The sequence below is a fragment of the Sphingomonas sp. BLHR8 genome, from assembly GCF_056821725.1.
Map to the genome: position 1 here is coordinate 315,352 of NZ_JBPDIM010000002.1, position 23,496 is coordinate 338,847.

Consider the following 23,496-nt stretch of genomic DNA (forward strand, 5'->3'; position numbering starts at 1 on the left):
CGCCCCCGCTCTCCCGAACCCGGCTCCGCGTCAGGCGGCGAACTGGTTCATCGTATTGTCCTTGCCGCCCGCCTTCAGCGCGGCTTCCCCGGCGAAATACTCCTTGTGGTCGTCGCCGAGGTCGGAGCCGGCCATATTCTGGTGCTTTACGCAGGCGATGCCCTGGCGGATCTCCTCGCGCTGCACCTTCTTGACGTAGCCCAGCATCCCTTCGTCGCCGAAATAATCGCGCGCGAGGTTGTCGGTCGACAGCGCCGCGGTGTGATAGGTGGGGAGGGTGATGAGGTGATGGAAAATCCCCGCCCGCTGCGCCGCGTCGCGCTGAAAGCTGCGGATGCGCGCGTCGGCCTCGTCCGCGAGCGCGGTGCCGTCATAATCGACGCTCATCAGTTTGGCGCGATCGTAGGCGGACAGGTCGCGGCCCTCCGCTTTCCACGCGTCGAACACCTGCTGGCGGAAGTTGAGCGTCCAGTTGAAGCTCGGGCTGTTGTTATAGACGAGCTTGGCGTTGGGGATGACCTCGCGGATGCGGTCGACCATGCCGGCGATCTGCTCGACGTGGGGCTTTTCGGTCTCGATCCACAACAGGTCCGCGCCATTCTGTAGCGACGTGATGCCATCGAGCACGCAGCGGTCCTCCCCGGTGCCGGGGCGGAACTGGTAGAGGTTGGAGGGGAGGCGCTTCGGGCGCAGCAGCTGGCCGTCGCGCGCGATCAGCACGTCGCCGTGGCGCAGATTCGCGGTATCGACCGGCTCGCAGTCGAGGAAGCTGTTATACTGGTCGCCGAGGTCGCCGGGCTCGCGCACATAGGCGATCTGCTTGGTGAGGCCGGCGCCGAGGCTGTCGGTGCGCGCGACGATGATACCGTCCTCGACCCCCAGCTCCATGAAGGCGTAGCGAATGGCCCGGATTTTCGCGAGGAAGTCCTCGTGCGGCACGGTGACCTTGCCGTCCTGGTGGCCGCACTGCTTTTCGTCGCTGACCTGGTTTTCGATCTGCAGCGCGCAGGCGCCCGCCTCGATCATCTTTTTGGCGAGGAGATAGGTCGCCTCGGCATTGCCGAAGCCGGCGTCGATGTCGGCAATGATCGGCACGACGTGCGTTTCATATCCGTCGATCGCCTGCTGCACCGAGCGCGCCTTGACCTCGTCCCCCGCCGCCTGCGCCGCATCGAGCTCGCGGAACAGCCCGCCCAACTCGCGCGCGTCGGCCTGGCGGAGGAAGGTGTAGAGCTCCTCGATCAGTGCGGGAACGCTGGTCTTTTCGTGCATCGACTGATCGGGCAACGGGCCGAATTCGCTCCGCAGCGCGGCAATCATCCAGCCCGAAAGATAGAGGTAACGGCGCTTGGTGGTGCCGAAATGCTTCTTGATCGCGATCAGCTTCTGCTGGCCGATGAAGCCATGCCAGCAGCCGAGCGACTGGGTGTAGTTGGCGGGGTCCGCATCATAGGCGGCCATATCCTCCCGCATGATCCGCGCGGTGTAGCGGGCGATGTCGAGCCCGCACTGGAAGCGGTTCTGCAGCCGCATGCGCGCGACCGCGCCGGCGTCGATCGCCGCCCACGGCGAACCGCCGCGGTCGATCGCCTGCTGCGCGTTTTGCATTTGCTGCTGATAACCCATCGCGTGCCTCCATCGATCTGCTGGCACAGAGACTAGGGTCCAGTGGGAGGGTCGCATGGCGGCGCGTGGTCAGCTTGTCAGACTTTACAAACTCGCCGCGTAAGCTTGTAAGGACGCGGTGAAGCAGGCCACGTACCTCGGTCCGCGGGTGAAGCGGTTGCGGCGCGAGCTGGGGCTGACGCAGGCGCAGCTAGCCGCCGACCTTGGCATATCCGATTCCTACGTCGCGCTGATCGAGCGCAACCAGCGCCCGGTGACCGCGGACCTGCTGCTGCGGCTGGCGGCGACGTATCGGCTCGATCTCGCGGCGCTGGCGAGCGGCGGGGCGGAGGATGACGCGACGCGGCTGGCGGCGGTGCTGCGCGATCCGTTGCTGGCGGGGGTCGACGTGCCGGCAATCGAAGTGCGCGACGTCGCCGCCAACTATCCCGGCATCACCGAAGCGATGGTCCGGCTGCACACCGCGCTTAGCGAAAGGATGCTGGCGCTGGCCGATGCTGAGGCGGCGCAGACCGGCACGGCGGCGAACGACCCGGTCGCGCAAGCGCAGCACTTCATCGCCGCGCGGCGCAACTGCTTCCCCTCGCTCGATGAGGCGGCGGAGGACCTCGCCGCCAAGGTCGAGGGGGCAGGTGGAATGGAGCGCTACATTGCCGACCGCTTCGAAGTGCGCGTGCGCACGTTGCCGAGCGACGTGATGATGGGCGCGCAGCGTCGCTATGATCGGCACCGCGAGGAGTTGTGGATCGACGAGACGCTTGATGGTGCATCGCACCGCTTTCAGGTTGCGCTGCAACTGGCGTGGCTGGCGCTGAGGGCGCCGATCGAGGCGGCGATGGGCGACACCGACGCGCTGGGCGAAGAGGCACGGGTGCTGATTCGCCGTGCGCTGGGCGGCTATGCGGCGGCGGCGCTGCGGCTACCCTACACCGCCTTCGCGCGCGATGCCGAGGGGTCGCTTTATGACCTCGACCGGCTGGCGCGGCGCTGGGGGGCGAGCTTCGAGCAGGTGGCGCATCGGCTGACGACGCTGCAAAAGCCGCGGGCGAGCCATGTCCCGTTCTTTTTTCTGCGCGTCGACATCGCCGGCAATGTGTCAAAGCGGCTGGACGGCGCGGGCTTTCCCTTTGCGCGGCACGGCGGGGCGTGTCCGCTGTGGAACGTCCACGCCGCCTTTCGCGAGCCGCGTCGTATCCTGACGCAGTGGCTGGAGCTGCCCGACGGCAAGCGCTTCTTCTCGATTGCGCGGACGGTGACCTCGGGGGGCGGGCAATATGGCGCGCCGCTGGTCGAGCGCGTCGTCGCGCTCGGCACCGCCGCCAGCGAAGCGCACCGTCTGATCTACACCCGCGGCGAGGGCGCACCCGATCCCGAGCGCCCGACCCCGATCGGTCCCACCTGCCGCCTGTGCGACCGCACGCAATGTCCGGCACGCGCACACCCACCATTAGGGCGAGCCCTCCTCCCCGATGACAGCTACCGCGGGGCGACGCCTTGGAGCTTTGCGGAGGGGTGAGGGGTCAGCAGGTGCCTTCGCTCACCGACCAGCGGCCGGCGTTCTCGGCGATGTGGTGGGTGCGCTGCGGCACGTTGCTCCAACTCCCATCCGCGCCGACAGTCTGGGCGTCAAATTGGATGCATCGGTCGGTCACCCAGCGTGCGTTTTCATAGGCCGCGAGCGTGCCCGGCTGTGCGCCGCTAGGCATATAGAACAGGCGCATGAGGCGACCGCCGCACAGATCGACCACGTTGATGCCCTCGTCGGATGGGTGCGACTCGCTGAAGGAAAATGCTGCCAACTTGTGGCCGTCAGGGGAAACCAACGGAGCCTGTCCCAGCGAGAGCGCGGTGCCGTCGCGTGAGAACAGCATGTAGTCGCTGCCTTCATAAAAGCCGAGGCGAACGCCCACGATACTTGTGCCGAACCTGCGGTCGAGATGATAGACGACGCCCTCGTCGGGATGCTCTTCCGGGTGAACGTCGCGCAGTTTTCGCTCGGTCGACGTGCCGGGAAACAGGGTCAATGTGCGGTTGCGGTCGCGACGGGCGATGCCCGGTTCTAGTCCGGCAAGTGCCGCCCGTTCGGCATCATCGTTGGCCTTTGCACCGGACCAGTCGAGCGTTGTCGCACAACCGGTCAGCAAGATCGCTCCGGCGAGCAATGTCACAAGTGTCGCGAACTTCATCTGCCCCCCCCCCCCGCACGGACGTGACGAGTAGCCGCTGCCGCTGATGGGGTCCGGGGCGGCGGATGACTAAGGCTACGCGGGGAGGCCGTCATGGGAGTGAATCCCATGACGTCGGACGGGTTCGCTCACGCGACCCGCCGGCCGGCCTGCGGCGTCCACCTGCCTGTGGCGCGGTGGACCGGCGGACAGCTACGCTATTCGCCTCGCCTTGGCTCAGGCCGCCTTCTTCACCTCCGCCACGATCTTCTTCGCCGCGTCGCCGAGGTCGTTGGCGGGAACGATCGCGAGGCCGGAGTTCGCGAGGATGCGCTTGCCTTCCTCGACGTTGGTGCCTTCCAGGCGGACGACCAGCGGGACCGACAGGTTCACCTCGCGCGCGGCGGCGACGATGCCGTCGGCGATGATATCGCACTTCATGATGCCGCCAAAGATGTTGACGAGAATGCCCTCCACCGCCGGGTCGGAAAGGATGATCTTGAACGCCGCGGTGACCTTTTCCTTGGACGCGCCGCCGCCGACGTCGAGGAAATTGGCCGGGAACGCGCCGTTCAGCTTGATGATGTCCATCGTCGCCATGGCGAGGCCCGCGCCGTTGACCATGCAGCCGATGTTGCCGTCCAATTTGATGTAGGCGAGGTCGTGCTTGGAGGCTTCGACCTCCATCGGGTCCTCTTCCGTTTCGTCGCGCAGCTCGGCGAGGTCGGGGTGGCGGAACATCGCGTTCGAATCGAAGCTGACCTTGGCGTCAAGCACCATGATCTTGCCGTCAGTGGTCGACACCAGCGGGTTCACCTCAAGCATCGACATGTCCGAGCCCATGAACGCCTCATAGAGCTTCTTGACGGTGTCCTTGGCCTGTTCGGCAAGATCGCCGTCGAGCTTGAGCGCGGCTGCCGCCTTCGCCGCATCGGCGTCGGTGAGGCCAGTGGCGGGGTCGATGGTGATGGTCTCGATCTTCTCGGGCGTGTCGTGGGCGACCGCCTCGATGTCCATGCCGCCTTCGGTCGAAACGATCATCGCGACGCGGCCGGTGGCGCGGTCGACCAGCAGCGAGAGATAATATTCCTTGTCGATGTCAGCGCCGTCGGTGACGTAGAGGCGCTGCACCTGCTTGCCCGCATCACCGGTCTGGATGGTCACCAGCGTGTTGCCGAGCATTTCCTTGGCGTTGCTCTCGACTTCCTCGACCGACTTGGCGAGGCGGACGCCGCCCTTGGCTTCCGCGCCGAGTTCCTTGAATTTGCCCTTGCCGCGGCCGCCGGCGTGGATCTGCGCCTTCACCACCCACAGCGGTCCGGGGAGCTTCTTCGCTGCGGCGACCGCTTCCTCGACGCTCATCGCCGCATAGCCGGCCGGGACCGCGACGCCATATTTCGCGAGCAGTTCCTTGGCCTGATATTCGTGGATGTTCATGTGCGCCGCGCCTTTGCCGGAGTGGGGGATTGCTCCCCCGCCCCTAGTCCAAGCGAGGCGCGCGGCGCAACCGCCGCAAACGTCAGTTGGTGACCGCGCAGATCGCGGCGGAGCTCGTTACCACGCCAAGAATCTCTGGATCGCCGAGCGCGCGGGCGCGGTGCAGGACGAGGTCGACCGGCATCGAGCCGATGTTCTGCCCACGCAGGCCGGCGGCATCGCCGAATCGGCGAAGCTGGGTGATCGACAGGCGGCTCGCCATGCGCTGGGCGAGGCAGCCGGCGACGGGCCGCGAAATGCCCGCTTCGATGAATCCATTGCGGAGTCGCTGCTCGGGCGTCGCGCACGCGGACAGCGCCAGGATGGCGGCGGCTCCGGCAGCGGTGGCGGCGAGGCGGGGAAGGGCGCGGGTCATGAGTTCGCTCCAGTTCGGTGCCGCACCGGAAGGTTCGGCGACAAAGTCGAAGGGCGGCGGCGGCACAAGCAGCGCATGACCAGTCGCCCCACTTCACCACCGCATAACGCCGCCACGCCAGAATCGCTGCTGATCGGCGACAGTGCCGCCATGCGGCAGCTGCGCGAGCTCGTCGCTCTGCTCGGGCCGGCGGAGGCGCCGGTATTGCTGTCGGGGCCGAGCGGCGCGGGCAAGGACGTCACCGCCAGGGCGCTGCATGCGGCGGGCGGCGGCGAGCGGCCGTTCGTCGCGATCAACTGCGGTGCGATCCCCGCCGAGCTGATCGAGAGCGAGCTGTTCGGGCATGAAAAGGGCGCGTTCACCGGCGCCAGCGAACGGCGCATCGGCCGGTTCGAGGCCGCCATCGGCGGCACGTTGTTCCTCGACGAAATCGGCGACATGCCCCTGAGCGCGCAGGTGCGGCTGCTGCGCGTGCTCGAAACACGGACGTTCGAGCGGGTCGGGTCGACCAGGCCGATCGCCTTCACCGGGCGCATCGTCGCGGCGACGCACCGCGATCTGCCGGCGATGGTCGCGGCAGGGCTTTTCCGCGAAGACCTCTATTTTCGGCTGGCGGTCTTCCCGCTGACCGTTCCCGCGCTCGATGAACGGCGCGAGGATGTGCCCGAGCTCGCTCGTCACCTCGCCGCGGCAGCCAGCCCCACCCCGGAGTTCTCCGACGCTGCGCTCGCGGCGATGTGCGCGCGGCGCTGGCCGGGGAATGTGCGCGAGCTGCGTACGCTGGTGGAGCGCGCGGCGCTGCTCGTGCGCGGGCGGCGGGTGGAGCCGGGCGATCTCGAGCTGTTGAGCGCCTTCGGTCAGGTGCGGCTGCCGCAGGACGTACAGCCTATCGCGACCGGGCCGCAGCTGCATGCGGTGGCGGATGCGCCCGATCCAGACCTCAACGGCCTCCTCGAAGCGATCGAGCGGCGGCAACTGCAACTGGCGCTCGATCGGGCGCGCGGGGTGGTGGCGGATGCCGCGCGCACCGTCGGCCTGTCGCGCACGACGTTCATCGACCGCATGCGCCGCCACGGGCTGCAGCGGACGGAGGCGATCGCCGCCTAAAGTTTCAAGGCTGCGGGGCGTCGGTGCTGATCCGCCGCGCGCCCCACGGGCTCCGCCTCACCCGGCGGGGCAGTTTGGTAGCGTCACGGTGGCGGCCTGACTGGTCCCTCGCCCCACCGTGACGCTGCCCTCTGGTCGCCCCCTCCCGTCACCCTGAACTTGTTTCAGGGTCTCGACCGCACCGCCGGATGTGAATGCTGAAACAGGTTCAGCATGACGATGCTTGAGGGGTCGGCGACCTTCTCTCACCGACAGCTCGTCTCCGGCCCGGGCAGCAGGTCGCGGCACTGGCCGTCGATCTCGTTCGCTGGAATGGAGAGGCCGATCCATGACGCGAGCGTCGGCATGGCGTCGGCGACGAGCACCGGATTGGGCTGTTCGAAGCCCTGCATCCCGCGTCGCCAGAAAATCAGCGGCACGCGCCGGTCATAGTCCCACACCGACCCGTGCGTCGCGACGTAGCCGACGCCCGCTTCGGGGATCGGTGTCACGCGGTCCTTCAATACCAGGAAGATGTCTCCCGAACGCTCCGGATCGTAATTGGCGCGCAGCCGGTCGGTGACGTCCCACAGCTCGGGCGAGCGCGTCGGCATCGCACGGCGGGCGAGGTCGCTGCCGAGCACCACGCGCTCGACCTGCGGATGCGCGGAGAGGATGCGCACCGCCGCATCGCGCACGCGGGTGGCGTCACGCGGAGTGAGGGCGCGTGAGATGTACAGGTCGCCGAACGGCGCGTCGCCGTAGAGCAGCGGCGCGTTGGTGGCGATGCCGAGCTCCCGCGCGATGCGCTGCGACAGGTTGGCCGGTGCGAGCGCCATATCGACCCGCTGCGCGGTGGGCGCGGCCTGATCGCGGTTGCGTTCGGGGAGGTCGTGGCCGCCATGATCGGCGGTCAGCATGACCATATAATCGACCCCGCTCGCGTCGAGCCGGGTGAAGAAATCGCCCAGTTCACGGTCGAGCCCGCGCAACTGCAGGCACATCTCGCTGCCTTCGGTGCCGTAGCTGTGGCCGACATAGTCGGTGGCGGAGAGGCCGATGGCGAGGAGGTCGGTCTGCGGCCCTTCGCCGAGCCGACGCGACTGGCGCAGCGCCGCGGCGGCGGCGAGCACGGCGCCATCGGCTTCGGGCGAGGCGAGGAAGGCGCGGAAATTGCCGCCTTCGCGGGCGAAGCGCCCGGTGCCGACGCTGCGTCCCTGCGGCAGCGCTACGGCCCGGTCGTAACGCGCGCAGTCGGCCGGGAGCGTCAGTGCGGCCCGCGGCGCTGCGATGGCGCGCTGAATTGCAGCGCTGATCTGGCCAACATCGGCGCTCGGCTCACGCCCGCGCACGCTGGCAAGACCGGTCGGCGCCAGCCACCATTGTTCGTCCGCGTTACGCCCGGTCATCATCAGCACCGCGCGGTCCTTGCCCGCCACCGCGACGACGCGGGTGGCGGGGTTGGCGGCCTTCATGCGTTCGCCAAGCGTCGGCACGCGCAGATATTGCGACGACGGGGCGTAGCGGCCGCTGGCGCTCGACGTGCCGGGGACGCTCGGGTCCTCGGAGCAATAAACGCGCTTGTCTTCGCGCGCGATCGACAGGTCGAACCAGTTGTTGGCGATGATCCCGCTGCGCGACGGGTGCGCGCCGGTGAGGATCACCGAATGGCCAGGGCAGGTCTCGGTCGCGGCGTGCGCCTGATAGGCTTGCGGGAACACCACTCCATGGTTGAGCAGCCGCGCGAAGCCGCCGCCCCACTGGCCGCGATACTGGTTGAGGAGGTCGGCGCTTAGCTGGTCGATCGAGATGGCGACGATCAGCTTGGGGGCGCCGGTCGGTGCGGGCGCGACGTTGACGCTCGCGGCCGGAACACGCGTCGGGGGCGGGGTGCGGTTGCCCTGTTCCTGCGCCGACGCGGGCAAGGCGACGAGCGCCGCCCCGGCGAACAGCGGGGCGAGCAACGCGAGCTGAGAACGACGCATCGGTGGCGACTCCGTAGTGCGGCACGTGCGCATGACCGCGCGTGCGCTCTTGCGGAAAGAGGGGCGCTTGGCGCAAGCGATTTGGCGATGACCGCGCTGCGCCTGTTGCTCTCCCTGATCGTCCTGCTGCTCGGCGCCCCTGTCGCCGCGCAACTGGGCGCGGCGACAGGGCCCAATCATATTGCGGCCGAGCTGGTTGCCGAAACTGCCGCACCGGCACCCGGCCAAACGACCACGCTCGCCATCGCCATGACGCCGTCGCCGACGTGGCACGGTTATTGGCTGAACGGCGGCGACGCCGGCTTCGGGATGCAGGTTGAATGGCGCCTGCCGCCGGGCGTCACGGTCGGCGAACTTGCCTATCCGGTGCCCGAGACGCTCGTCATCGCCGGGCTAATGAACCATGTGTACGAGCGGCCCTACGCGCTGCTCGCGCCGTTGCAGGTCGCGGCGGACGTGCCGCGCGGGACGCGCCTGCCGATCGTCGGGGAGGCCAACTGGCTCGCCTGCACCGATCGCGTCTGCGTGCCCGAACGCGGCACGTTGCGGATGGAGCTGGTTGCCGGGGATGGCAACGTGGAGGCGCCGACGGCGGCGCGGTTCGACGCCTGGCGCGCGGATCTGCCGCAGCCGCTCGGCTCGCCCGCGCGCTTTGCGCGGGTGGGCGAGACGCTGCGCATCGCGCTCCCCTATCCCGCAGGGGCGCCGCTGTCGGCACCGCATATTTTCATCGCTGAACAAGGTCCGACCGCGCCGGGGGCGACGCAGCGCTTCTTTCGCGCGGGCGACCTGTTAATTGCCGAACTGGCGGTCGGCGACCGACCGGCGCAGGCGCTAAGCGGCGTGCTGCGCATCGGCGAGCATCGCGGGCTGCGCTTCAGCGCGACGCCGGGAGCGGTGCCGAGCGGCGGCAATCCCATCGCGACCGACAGCGCTAGCGATCGCGCCGCGTCGGGCGCAACCTTTGGCTGGGCGCTGCTAGGTGCGCTGATCGGCGGGCTGCTGCTCAACATCATGCCCTGCGTGTTCCCGATCCTCAGCCTGAAGGCGCTGGCGCTTGCGCGGGCGGGCGGTGACGAAGCGGAGGTTCGCGCGGAGGGGGTCGCCTATACGCTCGGGGCGGTATTCACCGCGCTCACGCTCGGGGCGGCTCTCCTGCTGCTGCGCGCGGGCGGCGAAGCGATCGGCTGGGCGTTCCAGCTGCAGAACCCGGCGATGATCCTGCTGCTGATCGTGCTCACGGCAGCGATCACCGCCAACCTCGCCGGGCTGTTCGAGCTTCGCAACATCGGCATCGGCGACCGCTGGGCGCAGGCGGGCGGCGCCAAGGGCGCGTTCGCCACCGGGGCGCTCGCGGCGTTTGTCGCGACGCCGTGCAGCGGCCCGTTCCTCGGCGCAGCGCTGGGCGCGACGCTGGTTCTGCCGAGCTACGCCGCGCTGGCGGTGTTCGGCGGACTGGGGTTGGGGCTCGCGCTCCCGTTCCTGCTGCTGGCGTTCGTGCCCGCGCTGCGCCGCCGCCTGCCCAAACCCGGTCCGTGGATGGAGCGGCTGCGGCGCTGGCTGGCGCTGCCGATGGCGTTGACGCTCGCGGCGCTGGTCTGGCTGTTGTGGCGGCAGGCGGGTGTGACCGGGCTGCTGGTGGCGCTGGCGGCAAGCGCGGTGGTGCTGGCGCTTGGCTGGTGGGCTGGACGGCGCCAGCGCGCCGGGCTCGACCCACGCCCTGCGATCTTCCTGCTCGCCGCGAGCGCGGTGCCGCTGGCGCTGCTGCTGCCCGCTGCGGAGGCGACGCCACGCGCGGTCGCGCCGACGCTCGGCCAGCCATGGGACGCCGCGCGGGTGGAGGCGGCGCGCGCGGCGGGGTGCCCGGTGTTCGTCTATTTCACTGCAGACTGGTGCGTCAGCTGCAAGGTTAACGAAGCGGCGGCAATCGACCGGGCGGAAACGCGCGCGGCTTTTGAGCGCGCGGGGGTGGCGGTGTTCGTTGCCGACTGGACACGCCCCGACCCGGCGATCACTCGCGAGCTGGCGCGTCACGGACGCAATTCGGTGCCGCTTTACCTCTGGTATGCGCCGAGCGCCCAGGCGCCCGAATTGCTTCCGCAGTTGCTGACGCCGGCGATGCTGATCGACCGCGCCGCCGCCGTGCCGCGAGCCGGGGGATGAAAACGCGCGCCGACGTTCGGCTGGTAGAACTCGGTCTGGCCGAAAGCCGCGCGCGCGCGCAGGCGCTGATCATGGCCGGGCTCGCCTTCGCGGGCGACCGGCGCATCATCAAGCCGGGGGAGACGGTCGCCGCCAAGGCCGCGCTCCGCCTCGCCGGCCGAGACCATCCCTGGGTGTCGCGGGGCGGGGTCAAGCTCGACCATGCGCTGACCGAGCTTCGTTGGGACGTGACCGGCGCGGTGGCGATCGATGTGGGGAGCTCGACCGGCGGCTTCACCGACGTGCTGCTCAGCCGCGGGGCGGCGCGGGTCTATGCGGTCGATTCCGGCACCAATCAGCTCGCGTGGAAGCTGCGCCAGGACGAGCGGGTGGTGGTGCTCGAACAACTGTCGGCGCGCCTGCTCACGCCGGAGCATATCCCGGAGCCGGTTGACCTCATCGTCTGCGATGCAAGCTTCATCAGTCTCGCCAAGGTGCTGGCGGTGCCGCTGAGCTTCGCCAAGCCGAGCGCGCGACTGGTGGCGCTGGTCAAACCGCAATTCGAGGCGGAGCGCTCCGAGGTCGGGAAGAAGGGTGTCGTGCGCGACCCCGACGTGCACGCCCGCGTCTGCGCCGAAGTCGCCGCGTGGCTCGAACAGCAGGATTGGGCACCTTGCCCGATCATGACCAGCCCGATCACCGGGCCCGAGGGCAACGTCGAATTCCTCCTTGCCGCGCAGCGTTGAAGAGCGCGCGGCCCGAGGTCCAACCGACTATTGCCTTTCATTTTTTCGGGCGTCACATCGTCATCGCGATGATTGCACAGGGGGTGCAATTCGCGCGAGGGGGAGGGGGCGATGGTCCAGCGGAAGGGGTTCGCCGCGACTGCGGCGGCCGCGGCGTTGCTGACGGGATGCGGCGGTGGCGGGGGCGGCGGCCGTGGTAGCGGCGGCGGCACTGGCGGCGGCGGAGCCCCACCGCTGCAACGATCCCGACGCTCAATTTGACCCTGTGGGCCCCGTCTCTCGACTTGGTTTCACCCGAGGGCCGGCCCGCCAGCTTCAATATCCCCGGAAATTACAGCGGGACCAGTTCGCAACCTGTCGTCGCCGACGTGCACGTGAGCGACGCGCGCTTTGCGTTGGACGGTTCGCCGACCGTCTCGGGCAGCGCGGTGCAGGTTCCGCTGAAAGTGGCGCCGAACCTTCCGCGTGGTCGCGTCGCCACGTCGGTGCGCGTCCGCCTGTGCACAACGGTCGCGTGCGACGTTGTCTATCCGGGCTCGACTCGGACGATCAGCGTCAACCTCGACGTTCAGCTCAAGGACTGGGAAACCCAGCAGCGCGACGCAGCCCACACCGGCTATGTGGCGGCAGCCTACAAGACAGAGAATTTCGCGCAGCTTTGGGCGGTCACGCCGCTGGTTCAGGTCGCTGGCACGGCGTCGCGGCGGGGGTCGGTCTTCGTCAACTAAGCCGCTGCCGCGGCCAGCGCGTTGGCGGCTTCAATGGTCCGCGCCTGCCCGCCGGCAAGATCGATCTCCCAATTCGCATTGAGGCCGAGATTGTAGAATCGGAGCGAGCTGTCCTCGTCCTGTGCCGACGCCGCGGGAGCGGGAGGCGGCGTAGGCGTCGTAGTGCTTCCCTGCGCGGCCTGGAGCGAGGGGTTCGAGGCTAGCGCCCGCCTTTCAATCTCCGCCAGCACCGAATCCTGAAGCGATGTCCACCAAGACGCAAGCGTCGGCTGATTTGACTGTGCGCCTGCCCCTTCCGAACAAATGAGGCATTGGGAGTGGCGCGTCCGAGGTCTGGCGGGCCTGACTAGTCGGGACCGACGACGCATCCGCCAAGGAGCAAGGGAGCAAAGACCAGATATCTAGACTTGATCATGGAACGCCTCAGTGCATCGCCAGCGAGAGCCCCTTGGGCAGCGGACGGAGGAAAAGTACGAGCGGAACGGTAAGGAGCGTTAGCAAACCCATTCCCCAGAAGATGTCGTTGTAGGTCATGACGAAGGCCTGCTGCTGGATGGTTCCAGCGAGCGACTGAAAACCAGCCTCCATGCTCCCCAGCGCGCCGGTCAGTCCGCCGAGATACTCTTGCAAGCGCGGATCATTTGCCCAAAGCGTCTCCTCCATCCGCCGGCTGTGGAGCCACATGCGCTGGTCTTGAACGGAGGCGAGGGCTGCCAATGCGAAGGAGCCACCAAGGTTTCGGGCCGCATTGAAGATACCCGACGCGTCGCCTGCATCCTCCGTGCTTACTGAGGCGATGGTTGCCTGGTTCAGGAAGAGCATGGTGAGAATCATGCCAACGCCACGCATCAGCTGTCCGGCTGTGAATGCTTCGCCGGCCGACCCGGCTGTCAGGCTCGTGCTCGCAAAACAACTCACGGCCATGATCGCCAGCCCGGCCCCAACTGCGATCCTGATGTCAACGAGGCGGATCATGAACGGAATGAACGGCATCAGGAAGAAGGCGGGCACGCCCATGAGAAAGATGACCTGGCCGGTCTGAAGAGCGTTGTAGTTAGCAACGAGTGCGAGGAATTGGGGAATGACGAACGTCGAGCCGTACATCACCATTCCGAGCGCGAGCGCCATCACGACCACACTGCCGAACTGTCGGTTGAGAAGCAGCCGAAGCTTCAAGACCGGCTTTGCCGCGCGAAACTGCCCAATGCTCAGCAGAGCGAAGCCGACCACCGTCATGATCGTCAACTGAATGATCAGGGAAGATTCAAACCATTCTTCCCGGTGCCCTTCTTCGAGAACAACGGTCAGCCCTCCGAGCCCAAGGATCAATCCGAGGATCCCGAACCAGTCCGCCTCCCGCAGATACTCCCAGTTCGTACGTTCATGCGGGAGGCCGAGCAACAGCAACAGCAGCAGCACCCCGCAGACCGGCACGTTGACGAAGAAGGCATAGTGCCAGCTCAGGTTCTCCGTCAGCCATCCTCCGAGCAGCGGCCCGAGGACCGGACCGAGGATCACCGTCATTCCGAACAGGGCCATGCCGATTGGCTGCTGCTGCGGAGGAAGCCGCTTGGCGACAATGGTCATCGCGGTCGGGATCAGCGCTCCGCCCATGAACCCCTGCCCCGTGCGGCCGATGATCATAGTCGTCAGGTCGGTGGCAATACCGCACAGGATCGAAAACCCGGTGAAAGAAACGACGGCGATGAGAAGCAAGGTCCTGAGGCCCAGCAGACGCTCCAGCCACGCGCTCAAGGGAATGACGATGATTTCCGCAATGAGGAAGGAGGTCGCGATCCAAGTTCCCTCCGTCCCCGTCGCACCGATTTCGCCCTGGATGGTAGGTAGGGCGGAGTTCACAATCGAGATGTCGAGCGTTGCAAGCAGCGCGCCGAGCGCGCCTGCAGCCACGGCAATCCACGCCGCCGCGTCGGCCCTCTCGGGACGCGCTGCACCTAAAGGAGCTGCGGCTGTGGCCACTTGCTAGCGCTCCCGGCCAGCAGCCTGGCGAATCCGGTCCAATTCGCCTTTGGCTGATCGTGTGTCGACGGTCACTTCCACCGACATTCCCGGAACGAGTAGCTGTCGGACTGTGGGAGGCGCGTCGATTGCAATGCGAACCGGCACACGCTGGACGATCTTCGTGAAGTTGCCGGTCGCGTTCTGCGGCGGAAGCACGGAGAACTGCGCGCCAGTCCCTGGAGCAAAGCTCGCGACCCGTCCGGCGAGCTCAACACCCGGTAGCGCGTCGACTTCGATGGAGACGGGCTGGCCCACCCGCATCAGTCCTAGCTGGGTCTCCTTGAAGTTCGCCTCGATGAACAGGCGATCCACCGGAACCAGTGTCATCAGCCGTGTCGCGGGCTGGACGAACTGCCCGACGCGGACGGCAAGGTCGCCGACACGGCCGCTGATAGCGGCCCTGAGCACGGCAGACTCGACGTTCACCCGCGCCGCGGCGAGCTGGGCGCGGGCCGCTTCGGCCTGAGACTCGGCCTGACGGATCTGCGCGCCCAGCGTGCCTACCCGGCGCTGCGCGGCCACTAGCCCGGCTTGTGCCGCATCGGCGCGCTCGCGTGCCTGCCGGGCCTGTATCTGCAGCTGAGCAAGCCGTTCGCGTGGCTCGGCTCCGGATGCGGCAAGCGGCGCGTAGCGAGCGACCTGCTGGCCAGCAAAGGCAGCCTCGGCGCGGGCCGCGTCGAGTTGCGCCTGCGCTTGACTGATTGCTGCCTGTTGCTCGGCGATCTGGGAGCGGGTGGTCTCGGCCGCGGCAATCGACACGCCAATCTGGCTGGTGATCTGCTCGGTCTGGGCCCGAACCTCGCGGGGATCGAGTTCGACGAGCGGCTGTCCTTGCCGCACCGCTTGGTTCTCGGAAACCAGTACACGCTCAACGTAGCCGGCGATCTTGGGTGCCACGACCACCGAGTCTGCAGCAATGTAGGCGTTGTCGGTGCCCTGCATGTAAATGCCGCGGTTCTGGCGATCGGAATACCAGAGGAACCCGGCAACGAGGATCACTATCGCCCCAACCAGGAGCGCGACTCTGACGCGCGGCGATTTGAGCGGGGAACTCCGAGGTTCTTCGACCTTTTCAGTGTCTGCCGTCACGGTTGTCGGTTGATCGGCCATGCGAAGATTAGTCCGGTTCTGGTTTGAAGGCGCAGGCCCTTGCCATATCGGCCAAGGTTGTGCAATGCCATAATATATGGAACCTCACAAAGACGTATTGCGCACCGCCGCGACGTCGTTCGGATGGACGTGGTACCGGATGCGCCGCATAATCGACGCGCACCTTGCCGCGCGGGGCGCATCGATGGCGCGGCTGAAGCTGCTTGCCTTCCTTGCAGAAAAGCCACGCCGATCGACTGACATCGTCGGCTTCTTCGACCAGGCGCCACGCACGGTGACTCAGGCGATCGACGCGCTTGAGCAGACTGGAATGGTTGTGCGGTTGCCTGTCCCCGGCGACCGTCGCGCCAAGCTCGTGCAGATCACTGACTTGGGCATGGCGATGCTGGAGGAGAGCATGCCACTCTGCGACGCTATCGTCGCTCAGACCTTCGGCAGCCTGACGGCGGAGGAGCTCGAAGGACTTGCTGCCGCGATCGCGCACCTCAACCGGATCGTGGACGGGCTCGAAGTGGATGCAGGCTTTCGACAAGCTCCCGGCCGTACTCGCGCGGTGAAGAACGGTGGCTGATAGGAACCTGTTGGGCCAGCCTGATGCCGCTACGCTTAAGGAGCGGGAGCGGTTCGCCCAGATTGCAGTCCTGTTCGGGCGCCATGGCCTCAAGGGACTGGCCGCGCGTCTGGGACTCGGGTCGACCCGCGATGAGCCGCTGGAGTATGCCCGGCCTGAAGCCGTGGTGGCATTGCTGCGCGACATCGGACCTGTTGCTGTAAAGTTCGGCCAGATACTCGCCATGCGAAGCGACCTGCTTGAGCCGGAGTGGGTCGCCGCGCTCTCGAAATTGCAGGACCGGGTTCCGCCGCTCCCGTTCGAGAAAGTGCGCCCGCTGATCGAGGAAGCCATCGGCGGCCCAATCGAAACCTGCTTCAGCCAAATCGAACAGGAAGCTCTCGCGGCCGCCTCCATCGCACAGGTGCACGCCGCGACTTTGCTCGATGGGCGCGACGTTATCGTCAAGGTTCGCCGGCCAGGGATAGAGCGGATCGTGGACGCCGACCTGCGGCTCCTGCGACGCCTTGCCAGGATTGCCGAGCGCCGCATTCCCGAGATTGCACGGCTGAAGCCGGACGAGTTGCTGCGTTACTTCGCTGAAAGCCTCGCCCGGGAGATGGATCTCAGTGCCGAGGCCCGCGCCAGTGATGCGATCGGTGATTTCCTCAAGGACCTTCCTGTCCGCACCGCCCGCTTCGATTGGGAGCTTTCAGGAAGGCGGGTCAACGTTCAGGAACGGCTGCACGGCATTCCGGCAAGCGACCTTGAGGCGCTGCGCCGCAGCGATCTCGATCTCACCGCAATGGCTAGCAACTATGCTCAAGCAGTGTTGCAGATGATCGTCATCAATGGCCACTTTCATGCCGATCCCCACCCAGGAAACGTATTCTTTCTGGAGAACGGGACACTTGGCCTGATCGACTTCGGAGCGGTCGGGACTTTGCTTCCGAGACGGCGCGAGGAATTGGTCCGGCTCGGCCTCGCCATAGCGTCGGAGGACGCGGGTGGAGTTGCGGACACCCTTATGCTCTGGGCGGGGGATCCGGACGTCGACCGTGTGAGGCTGGAGGAGGCTCTTGCCGAACTGATCGACCTGTTCAGCAACACGCTGCTCGAGCAGATCGACCTTGCTGATATTTTCCAGCGGGTCTTTGCGCTGCTGCGCGACTTCCATCTTGCCCTGCCGCCCGATCTGGCACTCGTGCTTCGCACACTGCTCACCGCTGAAGGCTTTGTCCGACGCCTCGACCCCGCCTTCGATATCGCCCGTGAGCTTGCTCCACTTGCCAAGGTGCTGATGCGGGAACGAACCAGCCCTGCACGTCTACGTGGAGAAGCGGGCAAGCTGCTTGCAGCGCTAGGCAGGGCGGCGTTGTCGACACCAAGCATCGTCGGACAGATCGAAAAGGTAGCCCGCACGGGTGTCATCACGGTGGGCATCGCGCCGCGAGACCTCGAACGGTTGCGCGGCGGCGCTCGCAGCAGCGGCGGCAGTCCCCAGCTTTACCCGGCTGCGCTGGGTGTATCGGCAGCGATCGTTCTTTCATCCGAGCCTGTGCTGGCGGCGCTTCTGGCGCTGACGAGCATGAGCATGGCGATCTACGAATGGCGAAGACCACGGTAGGTGTACCGTCATCTCGGGTCAGGATTCCGAGATGATCCCTGCGTCCGCGCCCTCGAGGACACGAGGTTACTTTGGAAACGCGAGCGAACTGGCTGATGGTCACCGTGGTGGTAGCTTGCTTTTCGTAGCCACCATCGCGTTCTCCCTCTGGCTCGGGTTGGAGGGCGGCTCTGAAGGGCCAACCTACGAGATCCATTTCGAACAGTCGGTCGCGGCCTGACGAAGGGCGCCAAGGTCGATCTGCTCGGCGTTCCAGTCGGAAGAGTCACCCAAATCCAGATCGAACCTGCCAATCCGCGACTGATCGTGGTTCTTTTGTTCTGACCGAGAACGTCCCGCTGCGCCGAGGTATGACTGCGTCGATCGCGAGGTCTCTGCTCGATGGAACTGCGGTAGTCAGTCTCCAGGGCGGAGATCGCAACGCTCCCGCGCTTGTCGCGCGCGCGGGACAGCCCTTCGCGATCGTGCCGGCGAACAACGGCGGAGGAATCGGCGGGGACCTCGATCCTTCGGCTCTGGTGGCGCAGGCGTCCTCGGGTGTTGAAAGGCTTGTCGAGCAGGCTCGATCCTGCCGGTCAGCGGCAAATCGAAAACCAGCTGACCGCGCTCGCGAGGCGCTCGCGATCTTGGGAAAAGGAGCTCGGCCAGGTTACGGTAGCTCCCGGCTCAGACACCGTTGAAGCAGGGCTGCAGGTTGGGAAAGAGTAGCTCCTTGCCCGCATGCCGCTGCTCGTCTGCATAGGCGAGAAGGCCAAGCCGGATGAGCTCACTATGGACTGGCACCTGGCGGATGGCGTTGGCGTTCTTGAGCTGCTGGCCAATGCGCATGTTGAGGTCGAAGATCCAGATGCTTTCGACCTGTCGAAGGTCGGCAAGCCGCAGCTGGCAAATCTCTTCCTGGCGCACCCCAGAGAAGACAGCGATCAGGGGAAGCCAGAACTTTTCATCGCGCAAGATAACCGAGCCGGACTTCGATCGGCGACTGGGCGACTGGCAGCCAGACCAGACGGGCGTGGCGAACAGTGCGTGAAGTTCGTCCTTCTCCCACATCTGGCGCTGGTCGCGGGCGCGCTTGCTGGCGGCGAACTTCCAGTCGGCGAAGACATTGGTATCGGCGCGCCCCGTGTTCGATCACGGATGCCCAGAGAGAGGTGAGCGCAGCGAAATGCCGCTGCGCAGTGCGCGGGGATAGGCGCTGGACATCCAGGGACTTGGATCGCTTCACCACCTGTTCGGCCTTCATCCCGCGATATTCTGCAGCCTTGCCGGAGTTGGCCGGAAGGTCCTCTAGCAGCTCTTTGAAGCGAGCGGCATCGCGCCGGGTGAAGTTGGCAAGCGGTTTGTCACCGAAGAACTCGACGAAAAGCGCGTAGGTCTTCCGTGCTTGCAGGCCCGTCTGCTGCTCCCAAACTTTGCGGCGCAGCTGGGTCTCCCGAAACTTCTCCGCCTCCTCGCTGAAAGGCGGGCCTGAAGGCACGGGCGGCGCTGGCGGTGCTTGCTGTGGCTGTAATGATGCTGGCGCAGGCTGGGCTGGGGCTTGCAACGCCGCTACCAGCATCTTGTCTTTCGGTTCGTAGTTGAAATCGCCTTGGGCGCGAGCCTTCAGCACTTCAGCGATTTCGATGCCTGCCCGCAGCATGGCATGCGATGCTCGGCGGGCGTCGGCCTTCTCCAGGTGGACGTCTCGACCAAAGTGGCGTGCCAGCATGGTGTTGGTAATAGTCCGCACCGAGCCGAAGGCGCTGTTGGCCAGGTCGATCCTCGCTCGTTCGGCCAATTGCCCGTAATGTTCGATGTAGTGCTCGCGGCGGTCCGCAGGGATCGGGTCGTCCCGCATGAGGCGGGTAGCTTCATCCTGCTCCAGGATGGAGCTGTAGAAGTCCTTCACCATTGCCGCGATGTCCTGCTCGCTCAGCACGGGGGCGGTTCTGACGGCATCGAACAACTCCTCGGAACAGACGTACAGGCACCGCGACAATCGTCGCGCCACTGCCGCATCGGCAGTGCGCAGACTGCACGTAAGCTCGGCCCTGTTGAAGAGTGGTTGAAGGGCAGCTGGCACGGCGCGCCGGAAGTGGAAAACCCCTCCGCGCCGTATCGTATTCGGGATTGATCCCATGCCCACATAGCCCTGCTCTGTAGCAGAGTTCTGTAGCAAAACCCCGCCTAGCTTCGGGCGCCAAGAAAAAAGCGTTTAGCGGTAGTGGGTTATGGGAAACTGGCTGGGGCGGCAGGATCCCCAGCCAAGAAATCCGACGCCAGAAATCCGCAGAAAACCGTGGGTCTTATTCTTGGTCGAAGTCCGACTAGGGACAGTTACTAGGTACAATCACTAGGGACAGTTCGCAAGCCGACAAACAGCCGGGACGACGCCGCGCCGCGCGCCTCGCCAATCAAGCGCGCCTGCGTCGTCTGTCGATCGACCACGCCGGACAAGTCCGCATTTTCTGCGCACACGATCCGGTCGAGTTCGATCTACTCGCTGGGGATTCACCAGCCGGCGTGGCTTTCGGCTTTGAAGGGCCGTCATCAAATCTGTCTCGCTAGGAGCTTGCGAGAGGCCGGCGCCTCGGCGCCAACCGCTAGCCCCCAGAAAGCGGCCCCGAGGCCGTAGATTGCCACGCCAGATCCTGTTGCAAGAAAGGTGACGATCGCTGCGTCACGTTCTTCTTTGCTGGACATCGCCGTCACGAGGGCGCCCACGATGGCCGGGATCAGCGCAACTCCTGCAAGGGCGGCGATCGTGTGGTGCGGCCGCGCGACAAAGAAGCGCACCAGCAGCGGTGCCGTTAGCGCGAGGATGACGTAGAAGCCCGCGTAGAGCATCGCCACGTTCCATCGCCTTGCCGGGTCTGGATGGGTTTCCTCGCCGGTACAGATCGCGGCGGTAATGGCCGCGAGTCAAATCGAGTGCCCCCCGAACGGCGCAACCAGCATACTGATCAACCCCGTGCCCACGAGCAGCGAGCCGGGATTGGGTCGATACCCGGCGCCTCGGAGCACCACCAGACCGGGCAGATTCTGCGACACTAGGGTCACCAGGAACAGCGGTAACGCGACGCTGGCGATGGACTTCAGATCGAAGGCCGGCGTTATCGGCACCAGTGTCCCGAGGCTCGCGCCAGGAGGAAGCGGCGCGATGTCGCCTCGAAGCATCGTAATGGCGACGCCCGCACCAAGCACGAGCGGGAGCGCGTAAAGCGGCGCTCGCTGACGCGCTATGACGAAGACGATGACGATCAGACCGACCAGCAACGGGGTCGGTTGCGGCCGTCTTGAATAGGCCGAGGCAAAAGGGGAGCAGAACGCCACCCAGCATCGCAGCCGCGATCGACGAAGGAATACGCTCGGCGGCTCGTCCCAACGTAGGGATCATGCCCACCGCCAAGGTCATCAAGCCGCTCGCGAGAAAGGCAGCGACCGCTACCAGCCACGATAAGCCTTCCACGGCGGCCAGCATCGCGGCTCCCGGCGTCGACCAACTGAGCACGACGGGTATTCGGTGGCGCAATGAAAGCGCCGCTCCCGCGACGGCGATGCCGACACAGAGAGCGGTCACCGACGAACTGGTTTGCTCGATCGTGGCACCGAGCGTCCGCATCGCCGCGACGATCAGCGCGACGGTGCCGCCAACGCCGACCAGCGCGGCAATCAACGCAGAGGTCCATGACATCATCGGCAGGATCGATCGCGACATCGCCAGCCTTTAGCGTGAGTTTGAAGAGATGTTAGGGTTGGTCGAGGAAGCGCCTAGTCAGGCACAATGATGACGGTGTCGCCATCCGTCATTCCCGTGGTTGTAACATTTGCTCTTGCCGGCCCGGTGATCGAAATGACGACCGTCGGCGGCTAGGCCACAGCAAGCGTCGCGATCGCCACCTATCTTGTTAGATTCTAACAGCTGGTTTGTTAGGCACGCGATCAGAGCGGTGTCGGGCGAGCGCAATCCACACTCCTTGCGTCAGCGCCTCGCGAATTTACGCCTTCCAAGTTTTCGTCTCCTGCGCCAGCCCAGATCTTATTCAGTTTCAAAATTAGCCGTCGCTGACAGCGGTGCTCATCTCGTCACCTCAGAGCGATCCGGACTCGCGCTCAAGGTGCGTGCCGGAGGCTTTGACACCGTCTCGAACGGCCTCAGATCACTGTCTTGACGCGGCGTTGCCGAAAAACCTCAAAACCCGGTGTTTTGATCCTCCGACCTGGCGGACAAACCCCGGGTTTTGCGATCGAAAGCAAGAGGGGTGACACGGTTCTCCCAAATTTCCCGATTTCCGGAGAACCGTGTCACCCCAAGCCAAAAATGGCGGAAAACCTAGCCTGACATGGTTTGCCCATTTAAGGCCAAAACGGGAGAACCGTGTCATGACACGGTTTCCCCGAAATCACCCAAATCCGGAGAACCGTGTCAGGGCCTCAAAGAAATGGCGGAAAACCGCCAAATGACACGGTTCTCCCAAAAATACCGATTTCCGGGAAACCGTGTCACCCCCAGCCTGACACGGTTTCCCGGAATTGGCCCAGATCGGGAGAACCGTGTCAGGTTTTTGCCTGACACGGTTCCTCAAGCGATTTCACCCGAAATCGCTCCAAAATCCCGGATTCCGATTCCCCTGACACGGTTACCCGGAATTAGGCCAAATCGGGAGAACCGTGTCAGGCCCCAACCCTGACACGGTTTCCCCAAAATCACCCAAATCCGTAGAACCGTGTCACCCCCCGCCTGACACGGTTTCCCCAAAAACACCGATTTCCGTAGAACCGTGTCACCCCCCGCCTGACACGGTTTCCCCAAAAACACCGATTTCCGGAGAACCGTGTCACCCCCAGCCTGACACGGTTCTCCGGAATTAGCTCAAATCGGGAGAACCGTGTCAGGGTCCCGAGCGAAAAACCGTGTCACCCCCTTGCCTTTCGCGTACTATTTGAGGCGATTTCTGACCCCTCAATTGTAGGCGCAATACCGCAAACTTGTATGCAGGCTTCGCCAGCACACGAAGTTTGCGTTGCGGTTCTCCCTTTGGTCGAACGGAGCCGTGAAAGCTGGCGCTTCCCCGGGGGCATGCCTCTTCGTGGCATGCTTTCCGCCTGTCGGCGGTGCGGGCCTGCCGGCCCTTCAGGCGCCACCCTCACGGGGACTTGGACCTGGTGCCCAAGCTGTGTTCTCGGAAGGCGGAGCGTCGCTCGCCGAACCTTTCGAAACGAACTGGCCGTCGAAGCTGACTTTTGCATTCCGCTCACGCCCCTCGCGACAGCAAATTTCCCGCGACCTCGTTGTGCCCCCAATACGCACTTTTCGATGATCCGGTACGGCAGCGCGAACTTGGCGCCTACCTGATGGAGAGCGTCGAAAGTTGCTCTCGGTACGATCCGATCGGACCGGTCCCGAGGAGAATGACCTTCGGATCAGCCTTCTGGCCGCACACAGCGAAGCACGACGCGATCATTCGGCGAACGGGAAGGAGAATGCGAAGTTTCTGGGAAGCCTTTTGAGCATTTTGCTCAGAAGGAAAAAAGTTATGGACTTTCACAATCATGTTTTCGCGAGCCACGAGGTCGCGGCAGCAGCTGCGGTGCTGCGAGACCATCCAGACTTCAAGCTGCAGGTACGTCTTGACCAGCCCCGCGCGCGCCCGGCTCGACCCGATCTGGTCTTGCGCAAGGTGGCACTGCTGGACTGCGAAACGACCTCGCTCAACGTCGAGACCGCCGAGATCATCGAGTTGGCGATCAAGGTCGTCGAGATCGGTCGGGGCGGCTGGGCAGTCGGGCATCTTCCGACGCGCTGCTGGCTCGAGCAGCCCGAGTTCGGCGTACCGGAGGAGGTGACCGAGCTTACCGGCCTCACCGACGCGATGGT

At 65.6% G+C, this 23,496-nt stretch carries 17 protein-coding genes and 3 pseudogenes; 9 read left to right on the forward strand and 11 right to left on the reverse strand.

Annotation, left to right across the window (positions count from 1 at the left end; all coding sequences use genetic code 11):
* Positions 1-30 precede the first annotated feature (30 nt).
* Complete coding sequence (locus ACRYJK_RS11525; RefSeq protein WP_482667726.1) at positions 31-1,626, reverse strand: isocitrate lyase; 1,596 nt, start codon at positions 1,624-1,626, stop codon at positions 31-33.
* A 118-nt stretch (positions 1,627-1,744) separates the two neighbouring features.
* Here ACRYJK_RS11525 and ACRYJK_RS11530 point away from each other — a divergent pair, with 118 nt between their 5' ends.
* On the forward strand, positions 1,745-3,142 hold the full coding sequence (locus ACRYJK_RS11530) for a helix-turn-helix domain-containing protein (RefSeq protein WP_482667727.1): 1,398 nt from the start codon (positions 1,745-1,747) through the stop codon (positions 3,140-3,142).
* A gap of 4 nt (positions 3,143-3,146) precedes the next feature.
* Here the strand turns inward: ACRYJK_RS11530 and ACRYJK_RS11535 are convergent, their stop codons facing one another.
* The 3 genes from ACRYJK_RS11535 to ACRYJK_RS11545 all read right to left on the reverse strand — a co-directional run bounded on the left by ACRYJK_RS11535 (position 3,147) and on the right by ACRYJK_RS11545 (position 5,643).
* Positions 3,147-3,794 (reverse strand): hypothetical protein, encoded by a 648-nt coding sequence (locus tag ACRYJK_RS11535; protein ID WP_482667728.1) that lies wholly within the window; start codon positions 3,792-3,794, stop codon positions 3,147-3,149.
* 234 nt (positions 3,795-4,028) lie between these two features.
* Complete coding sequence (sucC, locus tag ACRYJK_RS11540; protein WP_482667729.1) at positions 4,029-5,228, reverse strand: ADP-forming succinate--CoA ligase subunit beta; 1,200 nt, start codon at positions 5,226-5,228, stop codon at positions 4,029-4,031.
* Positions 5,229-5,310: 82 nt separating this feature from the next.
* Positions 5,311-5,643 carry a hypothetical protein gene (locus tag ACRYJK_RS11545; protein WP_482667730.1) on the reverse strand — a complete coding sequence of 111 codons (333 nt, stop codon included), beginning with the start codon at positions 5,641-5,643 and terminating at the stop codon, positions 5,311-5,313.
* Positions 5,644-5,718: 75 nt separating this feature from the next.
* Here ACRYJK_RS11545 and ACRYJK_RS11550 point away from each other — a divergent pair, with 75 nt between their 5' ends.
* Entirely contained in the window at positions 5,719-6,750 is a 1,032-nt protein-coding gene (locus ACRYJK_RS11550; RefSeq protein WP_482667731.1) for a sigma-54 interaction domain-containing protein, read from the forward strand.
* 245 nt (positions 6,751-6,995) lie between these two features.
* Here ACRYJK_RS11550 and ACRYJK_RS11555 read toward each other — a convergent pair whose 3' ends face one another.
* On the reverse strand, positions 6,996-8,714 hold the full coding sequence (locus ACRYJK_RS11555; protein WP_482667732.1) for an alkaline phosphatase family protein: 1,719 nt from the start codon (positions 8,712-8,714) through the stop codon (positions 6,996-6,998).
* A gap of 87 nt (positions 8,715-8,801) precedes the next feature.
* Between ACRYJK_RS11555 and ACRYJK_RS11560 the strand changes: the two genes are divergently transcribed.
* The 3 genes from ACRYJK_RS11560 (at position 8,802) to ACRYJK_RS11570 (ending at position 12,330) form a co-directional block, all read left to right on the forward strand.
* Positions 8,802-10,877 carry a protein-disulfide reductase DsbD family protein gene (locus tag ACRYJK_RS11560; RefSeq protein WP_482667733.1) on the forward strand — a complete coding sequence of 692 codons (2,076 nt, stop codon included), beginning with the start codon at positions 8,802-8,804 and terminating at the stop codon, positions 10,875-10,877.
* Positions 10,874-11,602, forward strand: coding sequence for a TlyA family RNA methyltransferase (locus ACRYJK_RS11565; protein ID WP_482667734.1), 729 nt, complete (start codon positions 10,874-10,876; stop codon positions 11,600-11,602). Before ACRYJK_RS11560 ends, ACRYJK_RS11565 begins: the two co-directional genes overlap by 4 nt.
* 257 nt (positions 11,603-11,859) lie before the next feature.
* On the forward strand, positions 11,860-12,330 hold the full coding sequence (locus ACRYJK_RS11570) for a hypothetical protein (RefSeq protein ID WP_482667735.1): 471 nt from the start codon (positions 11,860-11,862) through the stop codon (positions 12,328-12,330).
* Between the two features lie 423 nt (positions 12,331-12,753).
* Here ACRYJK_RS11570 and ACRYJK_RS11575 read toward each other — a convergent pair whose 3' ends face one another.
* Together ACRYJK_RS11575 and ACRYJK_RS11580 are read right to left on the reverse strand one after the other, a co-directional pair.
* Positions 12,754-14,310 carry an MDR family MFS transporter gene (locus tag ACRYJK_RS11575; protein ID WP_482667736.1) on the reverse strand — a complete coding sequence of 519 codons (1,557 nt, stop codon included), beginning with the start codon at positions 14,308-14,310 and terminating at the stop codon, positions 12,754-12,756.
* Positions 14,311-14,313: 3 nt separating this feature from the next.
* Complete coding sequence (locus ACRYJK_RS11580) at positions 14,314-15,462, reverse strand: HlyD family secretion protein (protein WP_482667737.1); 1,149 nt, start codon at positions 15,460-15,462, stop codon at positions 14,314-14,316.
* A 97-nt stretch (positions 15,463-15,559) separates the two neighbouring features.
* Between ACRYJK_RS11580 and ACRYJK_RS11585 the strand changes: the two genes are divergently transcribed.
* From ACRYJK_RS11585 to ACRYJK_RS11595, 3 genes and pseudogenes are all read left to right on the forward strand, one after another.
* Positions 15,560-16,033 carry a MarR family winged helix-turn-helix transcriptional regulator gene (locus ACRYJK_RS11585; protein ID WP_482667738.1) on the forward strand — a complete coding sequence of 158 codons (474 nt, stop codon included), beginning with the start codon at positions 15,560-15,562 and terminating at the stop codon, positions 16,031-16,033.
* Positions 16,034-16,043: 10 nt separating this feature from the next.
* On the forward strand, positions 16,044-17,639 hold the full coding sequence (locus ACRYJK_RS11590; protein WP_482667739.1) for an ABC1 kinase family protein: 1,596 nt from the start codon (positions 16,044-16,046) through the stop codon (positions 17,637-17,639).
* A gap of 210 nt (positions 17,640-17,849) precedes the next feature.
* Positions 17,850-17,963 (forward strand): annotated as a pseudogene (locus ACRYJK_RS11595) (MlaD family protein); the annotation flags it as partial.
* 342 nt (positions 17,964-18,305) lie between these two features.
* Here the strand turns inward: ACRYJK_RS11595 and ACRYJK_RS11600 are convergent.
* The 4 genes and pseudogenes from ACRYJK_RS11600 to ACRYJK_RS11615 form a co-directional block, all read right to left on the reverse strand.
* Complete coding sequence (locus tag ACRYJK_RS11600; RefSeq protein ID WP_482667740.1) at positions 18,306-18,593, reverse strand: site-specific integrase; 288 nt, start codon at positions 18,591-18,593, stop codon at positions 18,306-18,308.
* Positions 18,583-19,758, reverse strand: a complete 1,176-nt coding sequence (locus tag ACRYJK_RS11605; RefSeq protein WP_482667741.1) for a DUF6538 domain-containing protein — start codon at positions 19,756-19,758, stop codon at positions 18,583-18,585. The genes ACRYJK_RS11600 and ACRYJK_RS11605 overlap by 11 nt, the downstream gene beginning before the upstream one ends.
* A 410-nt stretch (positions 19,759-20,168) precedes the next feature.
* Positions 20,169-20,951, reverse strand: a pseudogene (locus ACRYJK_RS11610) (benzoate/H(+) symporter BenE family transporter).
* A 4-nt stretch (positions 20,952-20,955) separates the two neighbouring features.
* A pseudogene (locus ACRYJK_RS11615) lies at positions 20,956-21,336 on the reverse strand (benzoate/H(+) symporter BenE family transporter); the annotation flags it as partial.
* 1,789 nt (positions 21,337-23,125) lie between these two features.
* On the opposite strand from ACRYJK_RS11615, the gene ACRYJK_RS11620 reads away from it, so the two are divergent.
* A partial coding sequence (locus ACRYJK_RS11620) for an exonuclease domain-containing protein (RefSeq protein ID WP_482667742.1) occupies positions 23,126-23,496 on the forward strand: 371 nt, incomplete at its 3' end.

What these genes read in the sequence shown, in the direction of transcription:
- ACRYJK_RS11525 (WP_482667726.1), bottom strand. Translation starts at nt 1,626, where the DNA reads ATGGGTTATCAGCAGCAAATGCAAAACGCGCAGCAGGCGATCGACCGC.
- sucC (WP_482667729.1), bottom strand. Translation starts at nt 5,228, where the DNA reads ATGAACATCCACGAATATCAGGCCAAGGAACTGCTCGCGAAATATGGC.
- ACRYJK_RS11545 (WP_482667730.1), bottom strand. Translation starts at nt 5,643, where the DNA reads ATGACCCGCGCCCTTCCCCGCCTCGCCGCCACCGCTGCCGGAGCCGCC.
- ACRYJK_RS11550 (WP_482667731.1), top strand. Translation starts at nt 5,719, where the DNA reads ATGACCAGTCGCCCCACTTCACCACCGCATAACGCCGCCACGCCAGAA.
- ACRYJK_RS11555 (WP_482667732.1), bottom strand. Translation starts at nt 8,714, where the DNA reads ATGCGTCGTTCTCAGCTCGCGTTGCTCGCCCCGCTGTTCGCCGGGGCG.
- ACRYJK_RS11560 (WP_482667733.1), top strand. Translation starts at nt 8,802, where the DNA reads ATGACCGCGCTGCGCCTGTTGCTCTCCCTGATCGTCCTGCTGCTCGGC.
- ACRYJK_RS11565 (WP_482667734.1), top strand. Translation starts at nt 10,874, where the DNA reads ATGAAAACGCGCGCCGACGTTCGGCTGGTAGAACTCGGTCTGGCCGAA.
- ACRYJK_RS11580 (WP_482667737.1), bottom strand. Translation starts at nt 15,462, where the DNA reads ATGGCCGATCAACCGACAACCGTGACGGCAGACACTGAAAAGGTCGAA.
- ACRYJK_RS11605 (WP_482667741.1), bottom strand. Translation starts at nt 19,758, where the DNA reads ATGGGATCAATCCCGAATACGATACGGCGCGGAGGGGTTTTCCACTTC.